This window comes from Ruegeria sp. BHSA163, assembly GCF_059613365.1.
This window is the reverse complement of record NZ_JBXWSJ010000002.1, coordinates 186,456-213,164: the sequence shown is the minus strand read 5'-3', so window position 1 is coordinate 213,164 and position 26,709 is coordinate 186,456. Positions and strand designations below refer to the sequence as shown.

The window sequence follows — 26,709 nt, the reverse complement described above, 5'->3', positions numbered from 1 at the left end:
ACAGGAAGACCATGGAAAACGTCGTTCTCATCATCCACCTCCTCTTGGCCCTTGGCCTGATTGCTGTTGTCTTGATGCAGCGGTCCGAAGGCGGTGGCCTTGGCATGGGCGGCGGCGGTGGCGGTGCCATGACCGGTCGCGCTGCTGCAACCGCGTTGGGCAAGTTGACCTGGATACTTGCTGCGTGTTTCATTGTTACGTCAATCACGCTTACCATTCTCGCGGCCCAGAAAAGTTCGGGCAGCTCGGTGATTGATCGTCTTGGCGTACCCGCATCGGCTCCGACCGAAGAAAGCACACCGGCGGTTCCGTTGGCCGATGACTTGCTGCCTCCTGCGCAAGGCGATAACGCACCGCTGATCCCACAGGCCGACTAAGCCACAAAACCTAGAAACCTAAAGAAGAACAGCAACAGCATCTTGCGGTTCTCTTGCGCTTTTGACGCGAATCCTTTATATGTGAAGTCCCGTGGTGCTGCGGTTTTTTAAACCGCCGGGCAGCTAATAATGACGTCTCACGGGAGCAGCCGAAAAAACATGGCGCGTTTTATTTTCATCACTGGTGGTGTGGTTTCATCTTTGGGTAAAGGACTTGCTTCGGCGGCGCTTGGAGCCTTGTTGCAGGCGCGGGGATATTCTGTCCGATTGCGAAAACTCGACCCTTACCTCAACGTTGATCCCGGAACCATGTCCCCATTTGAACATGGCGAAGTTTTCGTGACCGACGATGGTGCCGAAACCGATCTGGATCTTGGGCACTATGAGCGTTTTACCGGGGTCGCCGCTCGCAAGACCGACTCGGTTAGTTCCGGACGGATATACTCAAACGTGCTCGAAAAAGAACGTCGAGGCGACTACCTTGGAAAGACGATTCAGGTGATCCCTCACGTTACCAATGAGATAAAGGACTTCATCGCCATCGGCGAGGACGAAGTGGATTTCATGCTGTGTGAAATCGGCGGTACGGTAGGCGATATCGAAGGCCTGCCCTTTTTCGAAGCAATCCGGCAGTTCAGCCAGGACAAACCACGTGGTCAGTGTATTTTCATGCATCTTACCCTGCTGCCCTACATCAAAGCTTCGGGCGAATTAAAAACCAAGCCCACTCAACACTCTGTTAAGGAATTACGCTCGATCGGTCTGGCGCCCGATATTCTGGTCTGCAGGTCCGAAGGCCCGATTCCGACTAAAGAACGCGAGAAACTGGCACTGTTCTGTAATGTGCGCCCTGATTCAGTGATCGCCGCACAGGATTTGTCTACGATATACGACGCACCGCTTGCCTATCACCGAGAGGGTTTGGATCAAGCCGTTCTGGACGCTTTCCAAATCAGCCCAGCCCCCAAACCCGATTTAGCAAAATGGGAAGACGTCAGTGACCGTATCCACAATGCCGAAGGCGAAGTGAAGGTCGCCATCGTTGGCAAATACACTCAGCTCGAAGACGCCTATAAGTCGATTGCCGAGGCGCTTACACACGGAGGCATGGCAAACCGGGTCAAGGTAAAGGTTGAATGGGTGGATGCCGAAATTTTTGACACCGAGGATGCCGCGCCGCATCTTGAAGGATTCCACGCTATTCTTGTTCCCGGAGGGTTTGGTGAGCGCGGTACAGAGGGCAAAATTAAAGCAGCACAATATGCGCGCGAGCATAAAGTGCCCTACCTTGGTATATGTCTGGGTATGCAGATGGCTGTCATCGAGGCAGCCCGGAACGCCGCCGGTATTTCCGAGGCCGGGTCCGAGGAGTTCGACCACGAAGCCGGGAAAAGGCGTTTTGAACCAGTTGTTTATCACCTAAAGGAATGGGTGCAAGGTAATCACAAAGTCGAGCGCAAAGTAGGCGACGACAAAGGGGGCACCATGAGACTTGGCGCCTACGACGCGGTCCTCAGCGAAGGTTCCAAGGTGGCCGAAGTTTACGGAAGCACTGCAATTGAAGAACGTCACCGCCACCGCTACGAGGTGGACATAAAATATCGTGACAAGCTGGAACAAGCGGGTTTGAACTTCTCAGGTATGTCACCGGACGGTCGCTTGCCAGAAATCGTTGAGTGGTCGGATCACCCGTGGTTTATCGGCGTGCAATATCACCCAGAGTTAAAGTCAAAGCCCTTCGATCCTCATCCATTGTTCAGGGACTTCGTGCGAGCTGCGAAAGACACATCCAGGCTGGTATGATCTCTATTTTTTAGTTCACCCTAATGTGACGGCTTGGGCACGCACTTCTGTGCGATACGTCAAATACATGGTTAGAGGTTTCCGCTGCATTCTTCAGGAGGTCGGTTATGAACAAACAGATTACGCATGCAGAAACATTTACTTCGCTGCACGAAAAGGGGAATCCAGTCATCCTGTATAACATTTGGGATGCAGGAAGCGCTACTGCTGTACGGGACGCAGGCGCCAAAGCCTTGGCAACAGGCAGCGCCCCTGTCGCAATGGCGCAAGGTTTTTCGGATGGGCAAAAAATCCCTTTGGACATGGCTCTGGACAACGCAGGCCGGATAGTCGACGCGGTCGACATACCAGTTACGATGGACTTTGAAGGCGCTTATGCCGAAAAGCCATTGGGTATCCTAGCAAATGTCCAACGCGCACTTGAAACAGGGGTCGTTGGTTTCAACTTTGAAGACCAAATCGTGGGCACCAAGGATTTATACGACATTGAAACCCAGTCAGCGCGCGTTGCCGCAATGCGCGAGGGATGTGACGCGGCAGGGATTCCCGCATTCATAAACGCGCGCACTGACATTTTCCTTGAAGCGCACCCCGACACCCATGACGAGGTTATGCTGGAAGACGCTATGGCACGAGCTCAGGCATATGCCGATGCAGGAGCCAGCGGGTTTTTCGCTCCGGGTCTGAGGGATGAAAGGCTTATCGCTCGCCTGTGTGATTCCACGGAGCTACCGGTAAACATCATTGCCCTGCCTGGTACCCCTGATACTCCCAAATTGGCGGAATTGGGTGTAGCGCGGATTAGTTACGGCCCTGTGCCCTATCGCGAAATGTTAGTGTGGCTTCAAGACAAAGCGCGTTCTGCATTTCAATCATAATAGGGGATTGCTTTTAAGTTCATTCATCCTCAACCTGCTGAAAATTTGCGGGAGGATACCTTTTGGCCAAAGGATATTGGGTTGCCCATGTCGATGTTGACGATATGGAATCATATAAGAAGTACATTGCTGCAAACGCTGCGCCTTTTGCCGAATACGGCGCAAAATTCTTGGTTAGGGGCGGCGAACAAACTTTAATGGAAGGCACTACGCGCAACCGCACGGTTGTGATAGAATTCCCCAGCTACGAAAGCGCCTTGGCCTGCTACAATAGCGTCGGATACCAAAGCGCAAAAGCTTTGCGTGATCCAGTGTCTACTGGTGATCTAGTTATAATCCGAGGCTATGACGTGTAGCAAACACTTGGCGGAACACAAAATATGGGATAACCTGACCCTATGTTGAAAAAGTTCTTTCAGGCTTTTCGCCCGCCAGAGCACTCACATCTGCCGGACCCTGACGCTGAACTGGCATTAGGCGCGTTGATGGTGCGCGTCGCGCAAGCTGACCGTGACTATAAGCTTGAAGAAATCAGCCTTATTGACCGCATTTTGGCTCGCCTTTACCAACATAACGCCATCGAAGCTGCCAAGGTTCGCGCGACGTGTGAAAAGCTTCACGCCGCTGCGCCCGAAACCGACACATTCGGTAAGTTGATCCGCGAGATGACGGGGGAAAAGGAACGCTTGGCCGCACTGGATGCCTTGTGGGAGATTGTGTTGGCCGACGGCGACACCGACGAGGGCGAGGTCAAGATTGTAGAAGAAGCCCGTATTGCAATGGGGTTGAGTTTCAACGACAGCAAGGCCGCGCGTGAAAGGGTGCAATCGCGGTTGGAAGCAAGTTAAACCGGATCTATATCTCGCCCATGTTCAGTGATTTTCTATCTCGGCTTACTCAGCCAAAACCTGATCCGCTGGTCGACGATGACGCTCGTCTGGCCCTGACGGCTCTTTTGGTGCGCATCGCACGCTCTGATAATGATTATGCCGACACCGAAATGGCGCGTATTGATCGCATATCGGCCGAGCGATTTGGTCTATCTCCGTTCGAGGCCGCCGCATTGCGTTCGCAGGCGGAAGATCTTGAGGCCGAAGCGCCTGACACGGTTCGTTTCACTCGCGCGATAAAAGAAGCAGTGGCTTACAGCGACCGCCTCGGCGTAGTTCAAGCCATGTGGTCTGTTGTGCTGGCAGATGGACAGCGCACCGGCGAAGAGGATTCGCTGCTGCGTTTGGTGGTTAGTCTGCTGGGCGTTAGCGACGTTGACTCTGCTCTAGCCAGGCAAAAGGCGGCCAAGTCGTGATCGCGATGCTGGGCATGTACGACATGCCCGCCACGAAAGACGCAAATGACCGTTTCTGGAAGCTGATCCAAGGTCATCTTGGTTTCGGCCCGCAATATCTGACCCGGGACCGCGACTTTTGGGATGTTTGGCTGGACCCGGAATTACTGTTTGCCCAAACTTGCGGAATGCCATACCGGACGCGCCTGCATGAACAGGTAAAGCTTGTGGGCACACCAGACTATGCGCTACCGCATTGTCCACGGGGTCATTATTACTCGGTTCTGGTTGCCCGTACAAAAGACGGCCGGGAAATGAGAGAACTTGTTTCGGGTACATTTGCGTATAACGAAGGGCTTTCACAATCAGGCTGGGCCGCGCCTATTACCTATCTCTTGGATCAAAACCTAAAACCAGAGAAACTGCTGGAAACAGGAGCGCACGCTCTTTCAGCTCAGGCTGTGGTCGAAGGTCGTGCAGATTTCGCGTCTTTGGACGCACTGACATGGGCGCTGCTGACCGAACACTCAAACCTGGGGCAAACCCTGCGGGAAGTTGCAATAACGCCTCCTACCCCCGCGTTACCCTACATCACGGCCATCGGGCAGGACGCGGCATGCGTCGCGACGGCAGTAAGTGCAGCCATCAACGACCTTGCTGCATCCGATCGGCGGCTTCTGCACCTGAAGCGGCTGACACAAGTAACGCCCGCAGAGTATTTGGCCGTTCCCAACCCGCCCAAACCAAAGACGTTGATGGCGCGAAACTGACAATTTTGAGCAAAACGTTTGGTCAATTTGGTGGTTTACGCGGTACATATTCTTATTTGCGCATTGCATTGGCTCGTTTTTTCGGCCCTAGTACCGCATCAACACAAACCACTCCGAGATTGCCAGTGACAGAAACCGACCCCGTTATCCAGATCAGAAACCTCCACAAAAGCTTTGGACATCTCGAAGTCCTCAAGGGCGTAGATATCACAGCTCATCGGGGCGACGTAGTTTCTTTGATCGGATCTTCGGGCTCAGGCAAATCCACGCTGTTGCGATGCTGCAATCTGCTGGAGGACAGTCAGGAAGGTGAAATTCTTTTCAAGGGCGAACCAGTGCGATGGAGCGGTAGCGGCAACAATCGCCGACCAGCAGACCCCAAACAAGTTCTGCGAATTCGCACAAATCTGTCGATGGTGTTCCAACAGTTCAACCTTTGGGCTCACATGACCATCCTTCAAAACGTTATGGAAGCACCAGTTACCGTTCTGGGTCGCGACAAGTCGGAAGTTGAAACCAGCGCGCGAAAGTACTTGGAGAAAGTGGGCATCGGTGACAAATGCGACGTATATCCAGCGCAATTGTCCGGCGGACAACAGCAGCGCGCGGCAATTGCAAGGGGGCTTTGCATGGAGCCCGAAGCATTGTTGTTTGACGAACCGACTTCTGCTTTGGACCCAGAACTTGAACAGGAAGTCATCAAAGTAATCAAGGATCTGGCTGCTGAAGGGCGCACGATGCTGATCGTGACCCATGATATGCAGATGGCTGCTGACATTTCTAGCCATGTGGTGTTCCTCCACCAAGGCAAAATCGAAGAGGAAGGACCTCCCAAAAACATCTTTACGAACCCCGAATCCGAACGGCTTCAGGGTTTTCTCTCCGCCACCAAGGCGGCATAACTTCAGGACAGAACCAAATAGGGGAGTAACAAATGAAAAACCTGATTCTGACCACTGCGGCGCTTGCGCTGACTGCCGGTATGTCCATGGCAGATACTGTGCGCATGGGTACCGAAGGCGCGTATCCTCCGTACAACTTCATCAATGACGCGGGCGAAATCGACGGTTTCGAACGTGAGTTGGGCGACGAGTTGTGCAAACGTGCCGAGCTAGAATGCGAGTGGGTAAAGAATGATTGGGACTCGATTATTCCAAACCTGGTTTCGGGAAACTACGACACGATCATCGCTGGCATGTCCATCACTGATGAGCGCGATGAAGTCATCGACTTCACCCAGAACTATATCCCACCAGCTGCTTCCGCTTACGTAGCTGCATCCGACGCGGCCGATCTGGAGGGCGGCGTGATTGCAGCCCAGACTGCAACGATTCAGGCAGGCCATGTCGCAGAAGGTGGCGCAACTCTTGTTGAGTTCGCAACGCCTGAAGAAACAATTGCCGCAGTTCGCAACGGCGAAGCTGACGCCGTGTTCGCCGATAAAGACTACCTGGTTCCGATCGTCGAAGAATCCGGTGGAGACCTGATTTTTGTTGGGGATGACGTTCCATTGGGTGGTGGCGTCGGAATGGGGCTTCGCGAATCCGACGGAGAATTGCGTGGCAAGTTTGACACCGCGATCGACTCGATGAAAGCTGATGGCACGCTAAACACCATGATCAAAAAATGGTTCGGCGAAAACGCTGTCGTTTATGACTGATACTTAACAACCGGCCTGTGCCCGGTTCGGGCACAGGCCATTGTACAATTCGAAGTGCCCAGTTTTTATACCCGCCTGCAGAGGCTTGTGAATGTTTTCCTATTGCACTGATCCCGATACGCTCGGCACACTCCGCTGGTTTTCGTGTTACCTGACAACAGGCGTTCATTGGTCGTTTTATGTATCCTTTTTAAAGGTGCTGCTCTTGCTCGCGGTGACTGCACCGGTGGCGCTTAGCTTTGGTTTCGTCGGCGCAATGGCTGCCCGCTCACATTTTCCACCGCTCAGTTGGCTTGGAAAAGGCTACATCGCGATTGTACGTGGTGTCCCGGACATCGCTTTTTTCCTCTTTTTTGTTATTGCCTTGGATCAGGGTTTTGAATGGATACGCCACAAGGTTCTTTGCCCTGATTGGACCGATTCGGTTCGGCAGGGAAACGATTTCCTTGTATGTCAGGCCGCGAAATTGCCCTTGGGCACAGCCCCTGAATGGGTTCACGAAACTTATGGCTTCTTCCTGGCTGTCATCACGTTTTCCATTGTTTTCGGCGCTTTTGCCGCCAACGTCTTGTTCGGCGGTATGCGTGCCGTGCCGCACGCCCAATTGGAAACAGCTGAAGCGTATGGGATGACGCGACGCCAAACCTTTTGGCGTATTCTCGTGCCACAGATGTGGGTTTATGCCCTGCCCGGCCTGTCAAACTTATGGATGGTTTTGATTAAGGCTACGCCCTTGCTGTTCCTTCTGGGCATCGAGGACATCGTCTATTGGGCGAGGGAGCTGGGAGGAACGAAAACGTCGAAATTTACGCAATACCCCCACGGCGACTGGCGCATGTGGTACTTTTTGTTTCTCCTGATTTTTTACCTTGGGATGACCCGTGTATCAGAACTCGGCCTGGAAAAGCTTATGCGTCGTCTGTCGCACGGTCAGGCCACATCTGGCGGTGAGCTTTTGCGCAAGGAGACCACCGCATGAGCTGTTTGCAAACCATTCAGGATTACGGCCTCCGTTCGATCGGTATCGGAGAACGCCTGCTGCCAAAAACCGATTTCACACTGTGTGAACAATTTACGCTGATCGGTTCCGGGATGATCTGGAATGTGTACTTCGGGCTCATGGCACTGGCGACAGGATTTTTTTTGGCGACGGCACTGGCCGTGGGCAAGGCTTCGCAAAACAAGTGGCTGCGCAAGCCGTCTGAGTGGTTCATATTCCTGTTCAGGGGTTCGCCACTGTTTATCCAGTTCTTTTTTGCATATTTCTTTTTTCTGTCTTTGAAGAAAACATATCCTCTTTTCGATGCGTTTACTTCAGCTTGGCTGGGCGCACTGATCGTGTTGTTTCTGAACACAGCGGCCTATTCAGGTGAAATTTTTTACGGCGCGCTGCGCTCAATCCCCAAAGGTGATATCGAGGCAGCGGACGCATATGGAATGTCCGGATGGTCACGGTTTCGAAGGGTCGTCTGGCCAACCATGCTGCGACTTGCCTGGCCCGCATATACAAATGAAGCGATTTTTCTGTTTCACGCGACGACTTTGGTGTTTTTCTCGGCATTCCCAGCGTGGCAACAGCGCGGAGACGCGTTGTATTACGCCAGCTATTTTGCGGATAAGACATTCAATCCTTTCATCCCTTACCCAATCCTGGCGTTTTACTTTATCTTGATGACGTTAGTCGTTATCTGGTGCTTTGGATTAGTGAACAAACGCCTGAACCGACATCTGCCAGCTGCCAAAAAAGCAAAGATGCGCCTTCGGCTAAATCTTGCGCGCTGAACATACTTTGCAAGCGATCTTTATTGCCATGTGGCCGGATCAAGGTGAAACAACTGCGACAGCTGAGCATACACCTCGGGCACGGACTTCTTTAAGGCCAATGGTCGCTCAAAGAAAACCTCTACCGAAACTGCAAAGAACTCCTCGTGGCCTTCGGCACCATAAGGGTCGATAACAGTGGATGAACCTTTCTCAACTGCTTGAACATGCGCTTTGTACGCGGTCAAAAATACCCGCTCCCACTCGGCAAAACTTTGTCCTTTGGCGAGCACCGGAACTCCATTAGTGCCACCGGAAAGATCATCGATTTGGTGGGCGAATTCGTGAAATACGACGTTGTGCCCATCGTGGTCGTTCAGCGCACCCTGCTCGCTGTGAGCCCATGACAGGATCACTGGTCCGCGATCCCAACTTTCTCCGGTTCTGACGATCTCCTTTTCTGTTACGACATATCCTGAATGTCTTCGTTGGCGCGATTTAAAGGCATTTGGATAAATAAGAACCGTCGTTAGATTGTCGTACCATAGGTCACTGTTAACAATTAGCAGGCAGGCTTGCGCTGCGATCGAAAGCTGCATGTCTTCGGTAACTTCCAGCCCATCGCAGCCGTAAAAATCGACTTGTTCCAGAAACAGGTTCACTTTGCCGTCCAATTTGGCACGTAGATCTGATGGTAGCTTTCGGACTATAGGCACATGAGCTTGGATAATCGCCTGATCGCGATCAGAAAGCGGTGTCGACAGCAGCCGCGACCTGATTTGCGATCTGGACCAATACCGATAGCTCGAGAAAGCCCCGATAAGCATTAATATGACAAGAACAACGTACATGCACAAACCATAGACCGAGCTAGACTGAGAGGAAATTCATTTAGTCAGGTCCATTCAGTTACCGTATCCAAAATTTGATCAAATTCCGTGACATCCCTCGTCGGCTCCTTTAAACCAGTCAAAAGAAGTCCGACGGAGGTTTCTATGGACCTGAGCAGCCTGCACACTTTCCGCGTGGCGGCTTGTGACCTGAACGGTCAGATGCGCGGTAAGCGTGTTCCCCCATCTTATGCGCCCAAATTGGAAAAGGGCGTGGTGCGTATGCCGTTTTCAGCCCTTAATGTCGACCTTTGGGGAGCCGACATAGATGGAAGCCCGCTGGTATTCGAAAGCGGGGATGCCGATGGTGTATTGCTGCCCACGGACCGTGGGCCGGTGCCGATGCCCTGGCTCGATACGCCGACAGCGCTTATCCCGATGGGATTGTATGACGACAATGGAACTCCATTTTCCGGCGACCCGCGACACGCCCTGGCGAGTATCCTGTCTCGTTATGCAAAGCGAGGTTGGTCGGTTATCGCTGCGACGGAGTTAGAGTTTACCCTACTTGACGCTTCGGGCTCTCAACCAAAGCCTCCACTGAACCCGGTGACAGGACGTCGCCTCAGTGACGAAGCCGTTCTATCCATAGCGCAGATGGATGCCTTCGACTCCTTTTTCACCGATCTATACGATGGATGTGCGGCGATGGGCATCCCGGCGCAAACCGCTATCTCAGAGAGTGGAATTGGCCAATTCGAGATCAACCTGAGCCATCAGGATGCATTGCGCTGTGCAGATGATACGTGGCTTTTCAAAGCCTTGACACGTGGTCTTGCACGGAAACACGGGTTTACCGCTACGTTCATGGCAAAACCGTACGCTGACGACGCAGGCAATGGTATGCATGTCCATTTCTCGGTCACCGACGGGAGCGGGCGCAATGTTTTCGATAATGGAGGACCTGACGGTACTGAAATCCTACGTGCGGCTGTGGCGGGGTGTCTCTCGGCAATGCCTGGAAGCACGCTGATTTTTGCACCTCACGGAAATTCATATACTCGGCTTGTCCCAGGTGCACATGCACCGACCGGGGCCAGCTGGGCTTATGAAAACCGAACAGCGGCGATCCGCATACCGGGCGGAGCCCCTGCGGCGAGACGGATAGAACATCGTGTCGCGGGTGGCGATATAAACCCTTACCTGATGTTAACCGCTGTGCTGGGTGCAGCCTTAGTTGGTATCGAGGATGATCTTCGTCCCCCTCCCCCGATCAAAGGCAACGCCTATGAACTGGACGGCGTTCCACAATTGGCAGGTGATTGGAAATCCTCCATCGCCGCGTTCGAAACCGATCCGATCATCACCCGTATCTTTTCCAAGGAACTGGTGCGCAATTTGGCAATGACCAAACGACAGGAAATAGCCCGCTTTTCGGACCGGCCTTCGGACGAGCACTGGCTCAGCTATCTTGAAGCCGTATGATCCCCTTGCCCGACCAATGGGAGTCGGTTAGAATAAATTTGATCAAATTTGGTGACCCATGAAAATTGGCATTCTGGTAACAGGCCACCCCCCGGACGAACTCTACGACCAATTCGGCGAATATGATGGAATGTTCCGCGCCTTGCTGGACGGCAATAACTTTGAGTTTGCAACCTACAACGTAGTCGACAACCAATTTCCAAAATCAGCAGAACAGGCAGATGGCTGGATCATCACTGGTTCGCGGCACGGTGCATACGAAGATCACCCTTGGATTCCGCCATTGGAGAATTTGATCCGTGAAATCCGCGACATGGGCAAGCCTTTGATTGGCGTTTGTTTTGGTCATCAAATCATAGCTCAGGCTTTAGGTGGTAAAGTTGAAAAATTTAACGGAGGCTGGTCCGTTGGACGAACGGAATACGACCACGACGGACAAACCGTAACACTAAATGCGTGGCATCAGGATCAGGTGGTAGAACTTCCCAGCGGTGCGCGTGCGACCGGTGCCAATGAGTTCTGCAAATACGCGATGGTCGCTTACGGTGACACTATCTGGACGGTTCAAGCACACCCGGAATATGGCGATGACTTTATCCAGGGTTTAATAGAAACCCGCGGCAAGGGCCTCGTCCCTGATGAATTGATGATAGCCGCTGCAAATCGAGCAGGCGGGCCAGATGATAACGCGAAAATCGGACAACATATGGCCTCGTTCCTGAAGAAAGTGAGGGCCTGATGGCCGATTGGACAGACCAGCTGCCGCAGGCAGCCCGCAATTATCTGGATGGCAAACGTCTGGATGAAGTCGAATGCATCATTTCCGACCTTCCCGGCATCGCAAGAGGTAAAGCCGTTCCTGCGACAAAATTCGCGCGGCAATCCTATTTTTATCTGCCCGATAGCATTTTTTATCAGACTATAACCGGCGACTGGGGCGAAGCCGCAGGAGAAGATGGGTTCATCGAGCGGGACATGATCCTGAAACCTGATTTTTCCACCGCTTCTGCCGCTCCTTGGACGGGCGACTGGACATTGCAAGTTATCCATGACGCTTATGACCGCGAAGGAGAGGCAATCCCATACAGCCCCCGCAATGTCCTAAAGCGGGTCGTGCAACTGTATCGCGACAAGGGTTGGAACCCTATCGTAGCGCCCGAGATGGAGTTCTTTCTTGTGGCCCGAAATGTCGACCCTGCGCAGGGTATCGAACCAATGATGGGCCGTTCGGGGCGACCTGCTGCGGCACGTCAGGCGTATTCGATGACCGCCGTTGATGAATTTGGCCCCGTAATCGACGATATTTATGATTTTGCCGAACATCAGGGGTTCGAAATAGATGGCATCACACAAGAGGGCGGCGCTGGTCAGTTGGAAATCAACCTGCGCCACGGCGATCCGGTAAAGCTGGCAGACGAAGTTTTTTACTTCAAACGCCTGATCCGCGAAGCAGCACTGCGCCACAATTGTTTTGCCACCTTTATGGCCAAACCAATCGAAGATGAGCCGGGTTCGGCGATGCATATTCATCATTCGATTACAGACGTTGATACCGGCCAGAACATTTTCTCGGGACCACAGGGGGGCGAAACAGATGCCTTCTATAACTTTATCGCAGGCCTTCAAAACCACCTGCCCGCAGGTCTCGCAGTCATGGCACCTTATGTTAATTCATATCGCCGATACGTTAAGGATCACGCCGCGCCCATCAATCTGGAATGGGCTCGAGATAATCGTACTACAGGAATTCGTATCCCGCTTTCCGGCCCCGAAGCGCGACGGATTGAGAACCGCATCGCCGGAATGGACTGCAACCCATATCTGGGCATCGCCGTATCGCTGGCCTGCGGCTACTTAGGTCTGGTCAATCAGGAACGTCCGCGCAAGCAGTTCTATGGCGATGCTTACGAAGGTGAAGGTGACATCCCCCAAGTCATGGGTAATGCGCTGGACCTTTTTGACGGGGCCGAAGCGTTGCACGAGGTTTTAGGCCCTGAATTCGCGCGGGTTTATGGGATCGTCAAGCGTTCGGAATACGAAGAGTTCCTGCAGGTTATCTCTCCTTGGGAACGAGAGCACCTGTTGTTGAATGTATAACCATGTCCTCCCTGAACCTTCTTTATTCGAATGATCGCAAGGCTGAGTTTCCGCCCAGTTGGTATTCGGCAACAGCCAACCAGATCCAACGTTTTCCTGCGCTAAAAGGCGACACCACCGCGGATGTCTGCGTCATTGGCGGCGGGTACACTGGACTGTCAGCCGCGCTTCACTTGGCCGAGGCCGGATATGACGTAGTTCTTCTGGAGGCTCATCGTGTTGGCTTTGGCGCATCTGGCCGCAACGGTGGTCAATTGGGAAGCGCTCAGCGGATGGATCAGGAAGACCTGGAAAATCTAGTCGGGGAATCGGACGCTGCAAAGCTCTGGCACCTGGCGGAAGATGCCAAAGAACTAGTCAAATCACTGATAAAAAAACACAAAATTGACTGTGATCTCAAACCTGGCATTGCGGCGCTGGGATTTAGCGATTCAGAACGTCGTGACCTGCACGACCATGCTGCGCACCTGTCCGGGAAATACGGTTACGACCAGATCGAGTTGCTGGATGCGGATGCCGGGCATGCACTGTGTCCCTCACCAACATACAAAGGCGGCTATTTGGATATGGGCGCCGCGCATCTTCATCCACTGAACTATGCCCTCGGACTCGCGCAAGCTGCTGCCAGAGCCGGCGCACGGATTCATGAAGAAACCGAGGTGCAGAATATCAGTGAAGGCAGTCGCGTAGTTGTCCAATCTGAAACTGGGCAGATTAAGGCGGATAACGTAATCCTCGCGTGCAATGGGTATCTCGGAAATCTGAACCATCGGGTCGCATCACGTGTAATGCCGATCAACAACTTCATCGCCGCCACAGAGCCTTTGGGTGCCGACACTCAAAAAGTTCTAATGCGTGATGTAGCAGTTGCGGACACAAAATTCGTGGTGAATTATTTCCGGCTTAGCGCTGACGGGCGTTTGCTGTTTGGCGGCGGCGAAAGCTATGGTTATCGGTTTCCAAACGACATCGCAGGCAAGGTTCGCAAACCAATGACTGAGATATTTCCCCATCTTCATGACGTTCGTATCGAATATGCCTGGGGCGGGACATTGGCTATTACGATGCGACGCATGCCTTATTTGACGCGGCTGGCCGACAATATCTTGTCCGCGTCCGGATATTCCGGTCACGGCGTCGGCACAGCGACCCATGCTGGGCAATTGATGGCATTGGCAATCCAGGGTCAGGCTGAAGGTTTCGACACATTGGCCCGTGTGCCAACGCTCCCTTTTCCTGGCGGTCCCGCGCTACGCAGCCCTTTGCTGGTACTTGCCATGACTTGGTACGCGATGCGCGACCGGTTGGGGGTTTGAGCCAATCAAATGCTACATTTAGGTGAAATTTCGCCGAGTGGGTGAATGAGGTCTTGGCTTGAGACCCGTCTGGCTTTATCTTTTCCAAAGGTAGAATTTGGGAATTCCTAATATGACGCTTCCTCCAAACGTCCATGACGCCGAACCCATCCCAGCCACAGCCCGAGACGCAATCGACGCATTGATGCAGTCTGGTGACCTTTTCCGTTACACAGCGCCACAAGATGCTCCGGTGGCGCTGTTGGAGGCAGAGTTTGCTGAACTGTTGGGTACAAAGTACGCGCTGGCAGTTTCTTCTTGCTCGGCTGCTTTGTTTCTGTCCCTAAAGGCGTTGAACCTGCCGCGTGATGCGCGGGTTTTGATCCCTGGCTTTACATTTGCCGCCGTACCCTCATCAGTCGTCCACGCCGACTGTATTCCTGTTTTGTGCGAAGTTGGCGCAAACTACCGTGTAGATATGGCGGATTTCGCCGCCAAACTAGACGATGTTCAAGCTGTCATCATCAGCCATATGCGCGGCCATACCTCGGATATGGATGCCATTATGGAATTGTGCGACGAACGCAATATTCCAGTAATCGAAGACGCCGCGCATTCGCTGGGGACTACATGGCACGGTCGAAACATCGGGACAATCGGTAGAATCGGCTGTTTTTCGTTTCAGTCCTACAAGATGATAAATGCCGGTGAAGGCGGCATCATGATCACCGATGACTCAGAACTGATAGCGCGTGCAGTCATAATGTCCGGCGCCTACGAGCATAATTGGAAAAAGCACAAAGGACCGCACGGCGAAAACTCTCATGAGCTTGAGCATGCCTTTGCAAACTGGCAGAATCATTTACCGCTGTACAACTTGCGAATGAGCAACCTGAGCGCGGCTGTGATCCGGCCACAGATGCCCGAACTTGCCCGTCGGGTACGGGATGGTTTGGCCAATCACGACTATGTCGCTCACCGCCTGAATGGTTCGCCTTACATTGATGTGCCGGCTCCGCTCGCGCCAGAACAACGCGCGCCGGATTCCATCCAATTCAATCTGGTCGGTATGGAAGAGGCCGACATTCGTGCCTTTGCTGCTGCGGCGGAAGGTCGAGGCGTCAAGGTTCAGGTTTTCGGCCTAAGCGAAGACAATGCCCGCGCGTTTTGGAATTGGAAATTCCTGCCGGAACAAGTGGACTTGCCTCAAACACGGGAAATGCTGATGAAAGCCTGTGACGTTCGTCTTCCTGTGCGCCTAACTCGTGACGAGTTGGATTTAATAGCCGATATTTTGTTGGCATCAGTGGCCGAGGTGACTGGTCCAGTGCCAGTTTATGGTACCTGAGCCTTATTGCGCGGTCACAGCAAACAAATCGACAGACAAGAACATAGCGTCGATCCCTTGAGGGGTTGGCGCTATGCGCGAAAGGATGCCTGCTACGGCCAATCCAGTTTCTGTTTGCACCAATAGGGGCGCGCCTGAATCACCCATCATCACAGGACAAATGGCTCTTAGCACGTCTTTGGTCAGCGGACGATGAACACATTCAGGAGTTCGACTTAGAACATGAGGGCGAAGCCCGGGATAGCCTGCGACGAAAGTCGGCTGTGCTTCCGGCTTTACCAACGGCAGGTATCCCACCTTCTGCCCGATTGGATCTTGTAACGTCAACACGGCCCAATCCCGGTTGGCGCGATTATCAAAGGCTCCGTCCTGACCTTGATCTGGAGCAAGCCGATAATCTTCAACAAATGAAAATTCCGAATACTCCCCGCGCTGATAGCCAGCGGCGAAGCGCATACTGGCCGGAGGAATCCATCGCTTACGCGCGCCGTTGTACAGGCAATGTGCTGCAGTTAGGACGTGGCGTTCAGATACAAGAACACCCGTACAATGGGATCGTTGGCTCTGGCTGGCGAAATTTACCCGTCCAATGGCACGCCATGGCGCTGTCGAAGCATCCAATATCTCACGGGCGCGTATATCTTCGCACCCTGCTTGCGCGTTAGCGCCAAGAGTACACACAGGTTCCCAAACCGTGGAATATGTACCCTGAGCTAACGCTGGCCCTGAAAAAAGCGACGCCGCAATTAGGGCAAGCAGACGCACTTCGTGAACTCAGCTAAGCTTGGACAGTTTTTGCTGCAATTCGGCCAGTTGCTTTTTAATGTCATCCAGGTCTTCCTTCGGTTGAGCCTCTGAAGAGTCTTCGTCACCCGGACCTGACCAACCTCCCGACAAGCCTCCTGTCATCGCTTTCAAAAAGGCCTGCTGCTGCGCTTGCATTGCCTCGAAACCCGGCATTTGGGACATTGGATTCATTGCGTTCATATTTTCCATCATCTTGGCCTGACTTTCACGCAACATTTCAAACGAGCTCTGTAAAAACTGCGGCATCATACCCCCACCTGGCAGCATGTAGCTGCGCACCAAGTCGTTTAGTACGTTAACCGGCAGAACATTTTCGCCGCGGCTTTCATGTTCCGCAATGATTTGTAGAAGGTACTGCCGCGTCAGGTCGTCACCAGTTTTCAGATCGATGATCTGAACCTCGCGTCCGTCGCGGATAAAGCCAGCAATGTCTTCGAGTGTGACATAATCGCTGGTCTCGGTGTTATACAGCCGCCGACTGGCATACCGTTTGATCAACAGCGGATTTTCTTGTTCTGACACCGTTTACCCTCCCCAAGGATGATGCATTGCAGCACAGATTATGCGAGTGCAGAACAAAAAGAAAGGGCAGGTCAAAGGACCTGCCCAGCACGATTGCACCGAATGGGAGGGATGGGTGCGGATCGCGTACTTACCTTACTTGGCAGCAGTTGCTTTTTTGGCAGCAGCTGTGACCTCGTTTGTTGCTTTCTTGACAGCAGCGGTTGCGTCTTCTGCTGCGTTCTTGCCAGCGGCCATCAGAAGCTCGACGGTTTCGGTCTGCACTTTTTTCGCGATTTCGGCGAAGGCAGCCATGTTCTCAGCCGCCACTTCGGCCGATGCGCTGGCAAAATCTGTTGCAGCTTTGGCGTAGTCAGCAGGCTCAGCCTTTGCTTTGGATACTTCGGTCAGCTTGGCCAGCGTTTCCTTGGTCCACTTGTTCGAAATCTCTGCCGACTTTTCAGCCGCGTCCAGAGCAACACCCGACAGCTTTTCGTTCAACGAAGCGGTCGATTTGAATGCGTCTTCCAGAGCGCCGGTGTCCACCGGAAATGCGCCCATCATGTCTTTCATGACTGCGGTAAAGTCTTGGGTCTTTGCCATTGTCTCAATCCTCTTAGCCGGTCCGGGCCCACCCCGGTTTTCATCAGCTTGAGGACAATATGTATGCCGCATCGCAGCATTTCAAGTATTTTTTGCTGCGATGCAGAAAATATTAAAATATTGAAATAAATTCAGCGGCTTGCCTTGACCAAAACATAAGTTCCAGGCGCGGGTCCTAAAGAAGGATGTTCCGAATCACCTGCTTCACGGGCTGGCACTTGTTTTCCGGATCGCTTTTTTAACCAGGCTTCCCACAACGGCCACCAGGATCCTTCATGAAAGTCGGCTTCTTTCAACCAGGTTTCAGCGTCGGCCTTCATATCCGGATTGATATAGTGACCATATTTCTTCTTACTGGGTGGGTTCACGATCCCTGCGATATGACCGGATTCTGAGACGACAAAGGTCTTGGACCGGGACCCCATTTGTTGAACTCCGCGATAGCAATCTTTCCATGCGGCGATGTGATCGGTTTCGCATGTAATCGCCATTAACGGCACATCTACATCCTTGATGTGCAGTTTATGACCCAGCATCTTGAATCCATCGCTGACGAAATCATTGCTTTGGCACAAGCCCCGCAGATATTGCATCGCCATGCGCCCGGGAAGGTTAGCGCCGTCACCATTCCAAAATAGCAGATCGAAGGCAGGTGGCGTCTCGCCCATCATGTAGCTGCGGATCGCGGGGGTATAGATTAGATCCGTGGAACGCAAAAAAGACATGGTGCGCCCGATGATCCAAGCCTTTAGGATGCCGTCCCGATTAACCTGTTCTTCAATGCCATTCACAAAATCGTTTTGCAGAAACGGGGTGAATTCCCCCTGCTCGCCAAAATCTGTCAATGTAGTGAAGAAAGTGGCGGACTTAATCGATTTGTCACCACGCTTTTTCATAAGAGAAAGGGTCAGGCTGAGCGTCGTTCCGGCAATGCAGTACCCAACGGCATTGATCTGTTTCACGTTGCAGATCTTCTTGACCTCGGAAATCGCGGTTAGATAGCCCTCTTCAATATAGTCTTCCAACCCAATGTCAGCGTGTGAGCTGTCTGCATTTACCCAGCTGACAACAAATATTGTATAGCCCTGTTCAGTCACCCATTTGATCAGGCTGTTTTGCGCCTTTAAATCCAGAATGTAGAACTTGTTGATCCAAGGTGGGAACAAAACAATCGGCGTCTCGTGTACCATTTCGGTTGCCGGTTTGTACTGAATCAATTCCATCATTTGATTGCGGAAAACCACGTCACCCGGTGTCGTAGCTATGTTTCCACCAACCTGAAAGGCGGTTTCATCCGCGAGTTTAACCACCAGTTCTCCATCATTCGCTTCTAAGTCCGAGACCAAGTTTTCCAGACCTTTGATCAAGGATTGCCCTTCTGTTTCGACCGCCCTTTCCAGCGCGTCAGGGTTGGTCGCCAGAAAATTCGTGGGCGCCATCATGTCGATTATCTGTTGGGAAAAGTACCTCAAGCGCTGAAGATCCTTTTGATCAAGGTCATCCACCGAAGCGACTGCTTGCTCAATCGCTTGGGCATTGGTTTGGTACTGCTGACGAATAAAGCGAAAATAGGGGTTGGTTTCCCACATTGGATTGGAAAACCGCCGATCTTTTGGGGCATTGTCGTCGTCTTCAACTTCACCAGTTGTCAAAGCTTGCTGCGCCTCAGCAAAATTCAATACTGATTTTCCCCAAAACTCTATCTGTTGTTCCAACAACTTGGCGGGGTTCTGCCATGCATCTGCCCAATATGCAGTTGCTGCCTTTGCAAAAAGCTCTTGATTCGGGCCGTCCAAAGCAGAGGTGTGACCTTTTTTTCCAGCCATCACTTCGACCAGCCGCTTAGACAAAGCCTCGACCTTTTCCAAATTTTCTTTAAGTCGATCAATATGTTCTTCGGTCATTTCAGGCGTTTGGCCATCGCTAGTTGTCATTTTAACAATTCCCCCCTAACTTTGCTGCCATGCAGAATAACGTCGTCCTCGTTGTAGGGCAAAGCGACGAATGGCCCGAATTTTCAGGCTGACACCCAGGAGGCCCGTCTTATGCGCTACATGATGACATATGACATGATGGAAACCATTCGTAACACCAATCAATGGCTTGGTGCTACGGCCAGCGCGATTGCCTCGTACCCTCAGTTTTCGATGGTTCCAAATCCGGCTTTCAACTGGATGGCGGCGTGGGGTGAGGTTACTGAAAGAACATTTCAGCGCATGGTCGCAAAACCGGACTGGGGGATCCGTACCTTTACATGCGAGGACGGAAAAGACCATTTGGTAGAAGCGACCACAGTACTTGAACGTCCTTTTGGAGATCTCGTCCATTTTCGAGTCAATGGCCGAGAGGAACAACCACGCAAGGTTTTGCTGGTTGCCCCAATGTCCGGTCACTACGCCACCCTTTTGCGCTCGACGGTCAAAAGTTTGCTGGTCGATTGCGAGGTCTACATCACAGACTGGCATAATGCGCGGGACATTCCTGTGTCCGAAGGCAAGTTCGATGTAGAAGACTACACCCTCTATCTTGTCGATTTTATGAAAGAGCTCGGGCCGGAAACACACGTTGTTGCGGTCTGTCAGCCTGCCCCCCTAGCACTCGCGGCCACAGCCTATCTGGCGGAATTGGATCCACAGGCTCAACCCAGCACACTGACCCTGATCGGTGGGCCGGTCGATCCTGACGCGACCCCAACAGAAGTAACCGATTTCGGACGGCGCGTAACCATGGGGCAACTTGAAGAGACAATGATCCAGAGGGTCGGCTTCAAGTACAAGGGTGTTGGACGGATGGTCTATCCAGGCCTGTTGCAGCTTGCTTCATTCATGTCAATGAATGCCGAACGTCATAGCAAGGCGTTTTCCAATCAAATTCATAGGGTTATTCGAGGTGAGGCTTCGGATCAGGACGCGCATAACCGGTTCTACGACGAATACCTAGCCGTAATGGATATGACCGCCGAATTTTACCTGTCCACTGTCGAGCGTATCTTTAAAGAACGTGAAATTGCCCAAAACGAATTTGTCGTTGACGGTCACAAGGTCGACATTGGCAAAATCACCGATGTTGCGGTCAAAACTGTCGAGGGTGCGAATGACGACATCTCGGCCCCAGGACAATGTATCGCAGCATTAGAATTGTGTTCTGGTCTTCCCCAAAACAAAAAAGCCAGCCACGTCGAGCCGGGCGCAGGACATTACGGTATATTCGCGGGTCGCAGCTGGCGTGACAACATCCGCCCACTGGTCATCGAATTCATGAATGAAAACAGCCGCAAACCTAAGCGTCGCGCCGCAAACAAGAACAAGGTTGCATAATAGTCATGAGCCGGTCTTCGGCTTGTGATGTCGCTTTTTCTTGCTCATGTGGCACAATGCGCGGTCACATAACCGCACAAGGTGTCGCATCAGGAACCCACGCAGAGTGCTTCTGTCATGATTGCCGGGCCGCGCAACTGTATTTTGGGCAACCCGACCCGGCGCCGGGGCCTGTCGAAGTTTTGCAAACAACACCCGAAGACGTGATCTTTGACACAGGGTCGGAACAGTTGGCCTTAATGAAGCTCAGCCACAATGGTATGCTCCGTTGGTACGCAAAATGCTGCAACGCACCCCTCGCCACAACAGCACGAACGCCAAAATTTCCGTTTGTGGGTTTCATCGTAAAGCGAATGGCAAACTCTGATGCATTAGGGCCAGTATTGACCAGGGGATTTGTCCCCGGCCCCGAAGGAAAGCAATCGCACAAAGGTCTGCATCATGCGGTTTTGCGCTTGGTAACCCGCGTCGTTAGGTCCCGATTGACCGGCCGTTGGAAGAAAACCCCGTTCTTCGATGTTGAATCCAATATTCCGGTTGTTGTGCCGATCGTTCTTAGCCAAGAGCAACGTGTTGGCCTCTACGATTAGTTTACTTAGATGGCCGCTACAGGCGGAACCAAAAATAGTGCTAAACCACAGCATGCAAATGGCCCGAAGCCTTGCGGCATCGGTTTAACAACGACTTTACGTTTTGGTTTTCAATATTGGGTGTTGGTCCTTGGTTCGATCGGCATGCGAAACTTTAAGGCAATGGCAATCCGCGAAATGCAGGGAAATCTGAGTATCTGGCCTGCCGTTGTTCGAGACTGTCATCAGGCAAAGCACCCGGACGGAGCAGACAACCGCGCGGCGCAATATAGCTGTCGATACGACGCAGCGGATTAGGTCGCCATACAAGGTTAAAGGCGCAGAGTTTTGGGAAAAACCAGATTTCAGAATATGTCAAATGGTCGTGTATCCACCACGCCAGATCACGCCAATCGCGCCCCTGCTGAAAACGGTCCGCGAACCACGGCACAACAATTGAAGCGCCAGCAATCCGCGCGTCCCCCTCGCCGCGATCCCATATATGACATTCCAGCGGATTGTCATTTCGGGCACAATTGAGGCGGTTTTCATTTCCGAACTGATTGAGTGAGGGCGACCGATACCCTGATCGAACAGCGATACGTCCGAACGTTTCCTCAAGCGGATCCAGAAGGGTTTCACACAGAGCTTTGCCCGTTTCGATGGCGAGGTCTGGATTTTCAGGAATATTCTGCAATTCGTGAAAGTTACCGATCTCGGAATACAGAAAATCCCGCATGAAAAAATGGCGGGACAATCGAACGCGGCCCAGCGTCTCTAAACTCCACATGCTGCCGGGTTTTCTCATGAACGCGCCTTCAGGTTATTCCCAATCCTGCAAGCCAATCCAAAATGCCCGCAACGGTAGCGTTTGTCTGACCAGGAGACATCAAAGCACCTGCAACAACGTGAGATAAAGGATCGTCCTCAGGCCCCATTTGTACCACATTGATTGTTGCAGGTGATCCCCATACTGCGGCAACTTTTTGCGTCAGGTCGGGACGAACGACCTGATCGTCGGTAGAAAACCAGAATAATGCCGGGACCTGTGCTTTTGCGAAGTCCAGAGCGTAGACTGCATCAACCAAGACGGACATAGGCACCACAGCTTCCCACGGATAAGTAAGAGTCCAATATTTCTCTTTCGCAGAATTTGTCGATGAAGCACTCCGTTCCTGCCCCATCAAAAACGGCAACCAGTTTCTGGCCCACGGTAAAGTTGGAATCCAAGCTCCAACCGTGTTCACGCCATAATTCGGTGAAACCATAACCATGGCGGCCACATCTCTGCTTAATTCCGGGTTCACTGAAACGGCCGAGGCAAGTGTTCCGCCAGTCGAGGTCGAAACTAAAATTACCTTGTCTCCAACAGCTCGGGCGGCAGCCAGCCCCTCGGCCATATCTTGCATCCAGCCTGAAGCCGTAGCTTCACCCATCGCACGACCGCTACGACCGTGGCCGCGCAAACGCGTGTACACCAGATTTGCGCCAAGGGCGTCTGCAACCATATCCGGTACCGGGCGAATTTCTTCAGAAGTAGCCGAGAAACCGTGAACGTAAAGAACAGAAAACGGAGTTCGTTGTTCTTTGAAACCAGGCTGCCAGATCACCCGCTTTTCGACACCCGGCACTATGTCGTCGAAAGCTGATTCAATGCTCTCAAAGTAAACTTGAACGCCTTCGCCAAATTTACGTGGATCGAAGCTGGGGTTCAGGTCTACTTGTTCGCGCGGTCCAAAAAAGTAGATTACCGCACTCAAGCAAAATAGGGCCAGCAAAGACCGTCCTATAACCCTCACGCATCAATCCTCATCACGTCTTCCACGGCCTGTTCTATCAAGGCAAGACAGCGCATGTTCGAAAACCGATGATCTGCGTCCTTGACTAAGAGCAGCCGCATATCAGGTCCGGTTGCATGCTCCAACAGTCGGACTGCGGTCTCAATTGACACTGCTGTATCTTCGGTGCCTTGCAAAAATCGAACTGGGTACGTCAGATCAAGTGGTTCGCGCAAAATCAGATGCTGACGACCGTCTTCGATCATCCGCTTGGTAATAATGTAGGGTTCCATGTAGTCCGACGGCAATTCAACATGGCCAACGGTTTCCAACGCGGCTTTTTGCTCATCTGAGAAACTCGCCCAATAACCATCCTCGGTAAAATCCGGTGCGGCTGCAATTGTCACCATTCCAGAAATTCGATCAGGTAACACGCGCGCCAAAAGCAGGGCCTGCCATCCGCCCATCGAGGATCCCACTACTATAAGCGGGCCATCCGTCAGAGACCTCATGGCCGCGATTGTATCCTCGTGCCAGTCCCCAATACATCCGTCCGTAAATGCCCCGGAACTCTCTCCGTGACCTGAATAATCGAAACGCAAAAACGGATACCCCCGCGATTTGGCCCAAGCCTCAAGATGCACCGCTTTGGTGCCTTCCATGTCCGATTTGAGGCCCCCAAGGAAAACAATGGTTGGCCCTGTCCCTTCACTTTTGTGATAAGCCAATCGCCTTCCTTGCGCCGTCTGCAGAAATTCCGTAGCTGCCATAAAATCCTCTTTGTGTTTTCCGCATCATGCACGCCCTACCCCTAAGTGCAATTGCCGGGATCCGCGACCTGTACCCAAATACATCCCGAGGAGTGATTGGTGTATTGGTCCGATTGCGATAGCGGGTCGGGGTACTATCGGCATCTTCCCTTGACATGCGCTTGTGCGCCTGCCAAATCAGCCGAACATTCATAACCCGCAACCGGGCGTTCAGTGGGCGCCAAACCGACGAGGAGAGCCAGCCATGGCCTTGGACTCACAGTCAGTCTCCCTAACTTTTCCTGATGGCAACTCACGATCCTATGACGCTGGGGTTACCCCTGCGCAAGTCGCTGCCGATATCTCCACCTCTCTTGCAAAGAAAGCCATTTCGGCAACGGTGAACGGAAAGCACTGGGATTTGCAATGGCCTATTAATTCAGATGCTCAGATCGCCATCCACACCATGAAGGATGAGGAGCAGGCCAATGAGCTGGTTCGTCACGACTTGGCTCACATTATGGCCCGTGCCGTTCAGGAAATTTGGCCCGACACCAAAGTAACCATCGGTCCGGTCATCGAGAACGGCTGGTACTATGACTTTGACCGCGCGGATCCGTTTACACCAGAAGATCTGGGTCTGATCGAGAAAAAGATGAAGGAAATCATCAACAAACGCGACCCCGTGACCACAGAAGTCTGGGATCGTCAGCGTGCGGTGAATTTCTACACTCAGAATAACGAGCCTTATAAGGTCGAACTGATCGAGGCCATTCCCGGGGATGAACCGCTGCGCATGTACTGGCATGGCGACTGGCAAGACCTGTGTCGCGGCCCTCACCTTCAGCACACAGGTCAAGTTCCGGGCGACGCGTTCAAGCTGATGTCTATTGCCGGCGCCTACTGGCGCGGTGACAGTGACCGCGCGATGCTACAGCGAATCTACGGCGTAGCCTTTACCGGTAAGGAAAAGCTCAAGGCCCATCTGCACATGTTGGAAGAGGCCGCCAAACGCGATCACCGCAAGCTAGGTCGCGAGATGGACCTTTATCACATGCAGGAAGAAGCGCCGGGTCAGGTGTTTTGGCACCCTAACGGTTGGAAAATCTATACCACTCTGCAGGACTATATGCGCCGGATGCAGGAACGTGATGGCTATGTCGAGGTGAACACCCCGCAGGTTGTCGACCGCAAACTTTGGGAAGCTTCGGGCCATTGGGATAAGTACCAAGAGCATATGTTCATTGTTGAGGTCGACGAAGAACATGCACGCGAAAAGGCTATCAACGCGCTCAAGCCCATGAATTGCCCCTGCCATGTTCAGGTATTCAATCAAGGTTTAAAATCATATCGCGACCTGCCGCTCAGAATGGCGGAATTTGGGTCGTGCGCGCGGTACGAACCGTCGGGCGCGTTACACGGGATTATGCGTGTGCGTGGGTTCACGCAGGATGATGGTCATATCTTCTGCGCAGAAGATCAGATTGAACCCGAAACCGCGAAATTCATCTCGTTCCTATCAAAGGTCTACGCCGATCTCGGCTTCCACGATTGGAACATCAAACTTTCAACGCGGCCTGAAAAGCGCATTGGCAGCGATGAAAGTTGGGACTTTCTTGAAAAAGCCCTTGGAGATGCCTGCAGGGCTGCCGGGTACGATTTTGAAATACTCGAAGGTGAAGGAGCATTCTATGGACCAAAGCTTGAGTTCACCTTGACCGATGCAATCGGGAGAACCTGGCAATGCGGCACCCTACAGGTCGACTCGAACCTGCCAGAACGCCTCGATGCGACTTTCATTGGCGCGGATGGATCCAAGCACCGTCCGTACATGCTGCATCGTGCGTGTCTGGGATCGTTCGAGCGTTTCATCGGTATTTTGATCGAAGAGCATGCTGGCAAGCTTCCGTTTTGGTTGGCTCCTCGACAAGTTGTCGTTGCCTCAATCACATCCGAAGCGGATGACTACGTGTTAGAGGTGGTCAACACTCTCAAAGTCGCAGGCGTCCGCGCCGAGGCCGATATCCGCAACGAAAAGATCAACTACAAAGTTCGCGAACATTCGGTCGGCAAAGTTCCTGTCATTCTGGCGGTCGGTCATCGCGAGGTGGATGATCGCACCGTAAGCGTCCGGCGGTTGGGCGAAAAACAAACGCATGTGCAACCGCTTGACACTGTAACAAATGAGTTGTCGCAAGCCGCGACGCCGCCCGACCTGTTGTAACAATCGGCTGGAAATAGGCTAATATTCCGACCCCAATTTGGGGTCGGATTGAAACATTTTCTATTTTTAAATTAAAAAACAATGTGTTAACCTGCGATAATACATGACGATCTTTGACGGGGTTGTGAGACACGGGCTCGTGAATTCACCTGACACGCCTAAGCCACTACTTTTGTCATGTCACAAGCAGACATACGCAGTCATCAAAAGGATTACACGAGATGTCGAACACCGCAAAAACCCTGGTTATCGCAAGTGCCGTAGCAGCAGCCGTTTCAGGCGCTGCAACAACCGCATCCGCTCAAGCCAAAGAAAAGTGCTATGGCGTTTCGCTGGCCGGACAAAACGATTGCGCCGCAGGCCCCGGCACGACTTGTGCGGGCACATCGACCGTTGATTATCAAGGTAACGCCTGGACTCTGGTCGATGCAGGAACCTGTGCAGATATCGAACTGCCGGACAACCGTAAGGGTTCTCTTGAGCCGCTGGATCGCGACCTGCCGGCATAAAGTCGACTAAGCGAATTGTCGGGGGCGGGCAGCGTCGTCCGCCCCCTTCTTCGTGATCAAGGG

28 protein-coding genes are annotated in these 26,709 nt (G+C 52.6%); 20 read left to right on the top strand and 8 right to left on the bottom strand.

The window, feature by feature from the left end:
* Positions 1-11: 11 nt before the first annotated feature.
* The 11 genes from secG to AC2FNV_RS02310 all read left to right on the top strand — a co-directional run bounded on the left by secG (position 12) and on the right by AC2FNV_RS02310 (position 8,555).
* Positions 12-377: a preprotein translocase subunit SecG gene (gene secG / locus AC2FNV_RS02360; RefSeq protein ID WP_170476577.1), complete on the top strand. Its 366-nt coding sequence runs from the start codon at positions 12-14 to the stop codon at positions 375-377.
* Between the two features lie 159 nt (positions 378-536).
* Positions 537-2,180, top strand: coding sequence for a CTP synthase (gene pyrG, locus AC2FNV_RS02355; protein WP_170475815.1), 1,644 nt, complete (start codon positions 537-539; stop codon positions 2,178-2,180).
* A 107-nt stretch (positions 2,181-2,287) separates the two neighbouring features.
* Positions 2,288-3,058 (top strand): isocitrate lyase/PEP mutase family protein, encoded by a 771-nt coding sequence (locus tag AC2FNV_RS02350; protein ID WP_170603814.1) that lies wholly within the window; start codon positions 2,288-2,290, stop codon positions 3,056-3,058.
* A gap of 62 nt (positions 3,059-3,120) precedes the next feature.
* A complete protein-coding gene (locus AC2FNV_RS02345; protein ID WP_170475819.1) occupies positions 3,121-3,414 on the top strand; it encodes a DUF1330 domain-containing protein in 294 nt (97 codons plus the stop codon).
* A gap of 42 nt (positions 3,415-3,456) precedes the next feature.
* Positions 3,457-3,906, top strand: coding sequence for a tellurite resistance TerB family protein (locus AC2FNV_RS02340; protein WP_170475821.1), 450 nt, complete (start codon positions 3,457-3,459; stop codon positions 3,904-3,906).
* Between the two features lie 20 nt (positions 3,907-3,926).
* A complete protein-coding gene (locus tag AC2FNV_RS02335) occupies positions 3,927-4,364 on the top strand; it encodes a tellurite resistance TerB family protein (protein WP_170603815.1) in 438 nt (145 codons plus the stop codon).
* 5 nt (positions 4,365-4,369) lie between these two features.
* Positions 4,370-5,113, top strand: a complete 744-nt coding sequence (locus AC2FNV_RS02330) for a phosphate/phosphite/phosphonate ABC transporter substrate-binding protein (protein ID WP_174823122.1) — start codon at positions 4,370-4,372, stop codon at positions 5,111-5,113.
* Between the two features lie 125 nt (positions 5,114-5,238).
* On the top strand, positions 5,239-6,015 hold the full coding sequence (locus tag AC2FNV_RS02325; protein WP_170475827.1) for an ABC transporter ATP-binding protein: 777 nt from the start codon (positions 5,239-5,241) through the stop codon (positions 6,013-6,015).
* Between the two features lie 32 nt (positions 6,016-6,047).
* On the top strand, positions 6,048-6,773 hold the full coding sequence (locus AC2FNV_RS02320; protein ID WP_170475829.1) for a transporter substrate-binding domain-containing protein: 726 nt from the start codon (positions 6,048-6,050) through the stop codon (positions 6,771-6,773).
* Between the two features lie 91 nt (positions 6,774-6,864).
* Entirely contained in the window at positions 6,865-7,752 is an 888-nt protein-coding gene (locus tag AC2FNV_RS02315; RefSeq protein ID WP_170603817.1) for an ABC transporter permease, read from the top strand.
* Positions 7,749-8,555, top strand: a complete 807-nt coding sequence (locus tag AC2FNV_RS02310) for an ABC transporter permease (protein WP_170475833.1) — start codon at positions 7,749-7,751, stop codon at positions 8,553-8,555. The genes AC2FNV_RS02315 and AC2FNV_RS02310 overlap by 4 nt, the downstream gene beginning before the upstream one ends.
* A gap of 20 nt (positions 8,556-8,575) precedes the next feature.
* Here AC2FNV_RS02310 and AC2FNV_RS02305 read toward each other — a convergent pair whose 3' ends face one another.
* Positions 8,576-9,385: a M90 family metallopeptidase gene (locus tag AC2FNV_RS02305; protein ID WP_170603818.1), complete on the bottom strand. Its 810-nt coding sequence runs from the start codon at positions 9,383-9,385 to the stop codon at positions 8,576-8,578.
* A gap of 144 nt (positions 9,386-9,529) precedes the next feature.
* On the opposite strand from AC2FNV_RS02305, the gene AC2FNV_RS02300 reads away from it, so the two are divergent.
* The 5 genes from AC2FNV_RS02300 (at position 9,530) to AC2FNV_RS02280 (ending at position 15,589) form a co-directional block, all read left to right on the top strand.
* Positions 9,530-10,849: a glutamine synthetase family protein gene (locus tag AC2FNV_RS02300; protein ID WP_170603819.1), complete on the top strand. Its 1,320-nt coding sequence runs from the start codon at positions 9,530-9,532 to the stop codon at positions 10,847-10,849.
* A gap of 58 nt (positions 10,850-10,907) precedes the next feature.
* Positions 10,908-11,588: a type 1 glutamine amidotransferase gene (locus AC2FNV_RS02295; RefSeq protein WP_496772279.1), complete on the top strand. Its 681-nt coding sequence runs from the start codon at positions 10,908-10,910 to the stop codon at positions 11,586-11,588.
* Positions 11,588-12,946: a glutamine synthetase family protein gene (locus AC2FNV_RS02290; protein WP_170475841.1), complete on the top strand. Its 1,359-nt coding sequence runs from the start codon at positions 11,588-11,590 to the stop codon at positions 12,944-12,946. Before AC2FNV_RS02295 ends, AC2FNV_RS02290 begins: the two co-directional genes overlap by 1 nt.
* An 11-nt stretch (positions 12,947-12,957) precedes the next feature.
* Positions 12,958-14,262: an NAD(P)/FAD-dependent oxidoreductase gene (locus tag AC2FNV_RS02285; RefSeq protein ID WP_437436811.1), complete on the top strand. Its 1,305-nt coding sequence runs from the start codon at positions 12,958-12,960 to the stop codon at positions 14,260-14,262.
* A gap of 112 nt (positions 14,263-14,374) precedes the next feature.
* The gene (locus AC2FNV_RS02280; RefSeq protein WP_170603822.1) at positions 14,375-15,589 is read left to right on the top strand and encodes a DegT/DnrJ/EryC1/StrS family aminotransferase; all 1,215 of its coding nucleotides are present in this window, start codon (positions 14,375-14,377) and stop codon (positions 15,587-15,589) included.
* Between the two features lie 3 nt (positions 15,590-15,592).
* Here AC2FNV_RS02280 and AC2FNV_RS02275 read toward each other — a convergent pair whose 3' ends face one another.
* From AC2FNV_RS02275 to AC2FNV_RS02260, 4 genes are all read right to left on the bottom strand, one after another.
* A complete protein-coding gene (locus AC2FNV_RS02275) occupies positions 15,593-16,354 on the bottom strand; it encodes a trypsin-like serine peptidase (RefSeq protein WP_170603823.1) in 762 nt (253 codons plus the stop codon).
* A 9-nt stretch (positions 16,355-16,363) separates the two neighbouring features.
* On the bottom strand, positions 16,364-16,918 hold the full coding sequence (gene phaR, locus AC2FNV_RS02270; protein ID WP_170603824.1) for a polyhydroxyalkanoate synthesis repressor PhaR: 555 nt from the start codon (positions 16,916-16,918) through the stop codon (positions 16,364-16,366).
* A gap of 135 nt (positions 16,919-17,053) precedes the next feature.
* Complete coding sequence (locus AC2FNV_RS02265; protein WP_170475848.1) at positions 17,054-17,500, bottom strand: phasin family protein; 447 nt, start codon at positions 17,498-17,500, stop codon at positions 17,054-17,056.
* A 131-nt stretch (positions 17,501-17,631) separates the two neighbouring features.
* Complete coding sequence (locus AC2FNV_RS02260) at positions 17,632-19,434, bottom strand: PHA/PHB synthase family protein (protein WP_170603825.1); 1,803 nt, start codon at positions 19,432-19,434, stop codon at positions 17,632-17,634.
* 111 nt (positions 19,435-19,545) lie between these two features.
* Between AC2FNV_RS02260 and phaZ the strand changes: the two genes are divergently transcribed.
* Positions 19,546-20,817 carry a polyhydroxyalkanoate depolymerase gene (gene phaZ, locus AC2FNV_RS02255; RefSeq protein ID WP_170603826.1) on the top strand — a complete coding sequence of 424 codons (1,272 nt, stop codon included), beginning with the start codon at positions 19,546-19,548 and terminating at the stop codon, positions 20,815-20,817.
* A 5-nt stretch (positions 20,818-20,822) separates the two neighbouring features.
* Positions 20,823-21,407: a DUF6151 family protein gene (locus tag AC2FNV_RS02250; protein ID WP_170603827.1), complete on the top strand. Its 585-nt coding sequence runs from the start codon at positions 20,823-20,825 to the stop codon at positions 21,405-21,407.
* 154 nt (positions 21,408-21,561) lie between these two features.
* Here AC2FNV_RS02250 and AC2FNV_RS02245 read toward each other — a convergent pair whose 3' ends face one another.
* Genes AC2FNV_RS02245 through AC2FNV_RS02235 form a run of 3 tightly spaced genes read right to left on the bottom strand, consistent with a single transcriptional unit; the run spans position 21,562 to position 23,934 of the window.
* Entirely contained in the window at positions 21,562-22,176 is a 615-nt protein-coding gene (locus AC2FNV_RS02245) for a hypothetical protein (protein WP_170604302.1), read from the bottom strand.
* Positions 22,177-22,204: 28 nt separating this feature from the next.
* The gene (locus tag AC2FNV_RS02240) at positions 22,205-23,185 is read right to left on the bottom strand and encodes an alpha/beta hydrolase (protein WP_170603828.1); all 981 of its coding nucleotides are present in this window, start codon (positions 23,183-23,185) and stop codon (positions 22,205-22,207) included.
* Positions 23,182-23,934, bottom strand: a complete 753-nt coding sequence (locus tag AC2FNV_RS02235) for an alpha/beta fold hydrolase (RefSeq protein WP_170603829.1) — start codon at positions 23,932-23,934, stop codon at positions 23,182-23,184. The genes AC2FNV_RS02240 and AC2FNV_RS02235 overlap by 4 nt, the downstream gene beginning before the upstream one ends.
* A gap of 244 nt (positions 23,935-24,178) precedes the next feature.
* Here AC2FNV_RS02235 and thrS point away from each other — a divergent pair, with 244 nt between their 5' ends.
* Both thrS and AC2FNV_RS02225 read left to right on the top strand, forming a co-directional pair.
* A complete protein-coding gene (gene thrS / locus AC2FNV_RS02230; RefSeq protein WP_170603830.1) occupies positions 24,179-26,137 on the top strand; it encodes a threonine--tRNA ligase in 1,959 nt (652 codons plus the stop codon).
* Positions 26,138-26,358: 221 nt separating this feature from the next.
* Entirely contained in the window at positions 26,359-26,646 is a 288-nt protein-coding gene (locus tag AC2FNV_RS02225) for a BufA1 family periplasmic bufferin-type metallophore (RefSeq protein WP_039531480.1), read from the top strand.
* The last annotated feature ends 63 nt before the right edge of the window (positions 26,647-26,709 follow it).

Excerpts from the sequence above, each read along its gene's own strand:
- secG (WP_170476577.1), top strand. The coding sequence starts at position 12 with ATGGAAAACGTCGTTCTCATCATCCACCTCCTCTTGGCCCTTGGCCTG.
- pyrG (WP_170475815.1), top strand. The coding sequence starts at position 537 with ATGGCGCGTTTTATTTTCATCACTGGTGGTGTGGTTTCATCTTTGGGT.
- AC2FNV_RS02350 (WP_170603814.1), top strand. The coding sequence starts at position 2,288 with ATGAACAAACAGATTACGCATGCAGAAACATTTACTTCGCTGCACGAA.
- AC2FNV_RS02340 (WP_170475821.1), top strand. The coding sequence starts at position 3,457 with ATGTTGAAAAAGTTCTTTCAGGCTTTTCGCCCGCCAGAGCACTCACAT.
- AC2FNV_RS02335 (WP_170603815.1), top strand. The coding sequence starts at position 3,927 with ATGTTCAGTGATTTTCTATCTCGGCTTACTCAGCCAAAACCTGATCCG.
- AC2FNV_RS02330 (WP_174823122.1), top strand. The coding sequence starts at position 4,370 with ATGCTGGGCATGTACGACATGCCCGCCACGAAAGACGCAAATGACCGT.
- AC2FNV_RS02320 (WP_170475829.1), top strand. The coding sequence starts at position 6,048 with ATGAAAAACCTGATTCTGACCACTGCGGCGCTTGCGCTGACTGCCGGT.
- AC2FNV_RS02315 (WP_170603817.1), top strand. The coding sequence starts at position 6,865 with ATGTTTTCCTATTGCACTGATCCCGATACGCTCGGCACACTCCGCTGG.
- AC2FNV_RS02310 (WP_170475833.1), top strand. The coding sequence starts at position 7,749 with ATGAGCTGTTTGCAAACCATTCAGGATTACGGCCTCCGTTCGATCGGT.
- AC2FNV_RS02305 (WP_170603818.1), bottom strand. The coding sequence starts at position 9,385 with ATGTACGTTGTTCTTGTCATATTAATGCTTATCGGGGCTTTCTCGAGC.
- AC2FNV_RS02300 (WP_170603819.1), top strand. The coding sequence starts at position 9,530 with ATGGACCTGAGCAGCCTGCACACTTTCCGCGTGGCGGCTTGTGACCTG.
- AC2FNV_RS02295 (WP_496772279.1), top strand. The coding sequence starts at position 10,908 with ATGAAAATTGGCATTCTGGTAACAGGCCACCCCCCGGACGAACTCTAC.
- AC2FNV_RS02290 (WP_170475841.1), top strand. The coding sequence starts at position 11,588 with ATGGCCGATTGGACAGACCAGCTGCCGCAGGCAGCCCGCAATTATCTG.
- AC2FNV_RS02280 (WP_170603822.1), top strand. The coding sequence starts at position 14,375 with ATGACGCTTCCTCCAAACGTCCATGACGCCGAACCCATCCCAGCCACA.
- AC2FNV_RS02265 (WP_170475848.1), bottom strand. The coding sequence starts at position 17,500 with ATGGCAAAGACCCAAGACTTTACCGCAGTCATGAAAGACATGATGGGC.
- AC2FNV_RS02260 (WP_170603825.1), bottom strand. The coding sequence starts at position 19,434 with ATGACAACTAGCGATGGCCAAACGCCTGAAATGACCGAAGAACATATT.
- phaZ (WP_170603826.1), top strand. The coding sequence starts at position 19,546 with ATGCGCTACATGATGACATATGACATGATGGAAACCATTCGTAACACC.
- AC2FNV_RS02250 (WP_170603827.1), top strand. The coding sequence starts at position 20,823 with ATGAGCCGGTCTTCGGCTTGTGATGTCGCTTTTTCTTGCTCATGTGGC.
- AC2FNV_RS02245 (WP_170604302.1), bottom strand. The coding sequence starts at position 22,176 with ATGTGGAGTTTAGAGACGCTGGGCCGCGTTCGATTGTCCCGCCATTTT.
- AC2FNV_RS02235 (WP_170603829.1), bottom strand. The coding sequence starts at position 23,934 with ATGGCAGCTACGGAATTTCTGCAGACGGCGCAAGGAAGGCGATTGGCT.
- thrS (WP_170603830.1), top strand. The coding sequence starts at position 24,179 with ATGGCCTTGGACTCACAGTCAGTCTCCCTAACTTTTCCTGATGGCAAC.
- AC2FNV_RS02225 (WP_039531480.1), top strand. The coding sequence starts at position 26,359 with ATGTCGAACACCGCAAAAACCCTGGTTATCGCAAGTGCCGTAGCAGCA.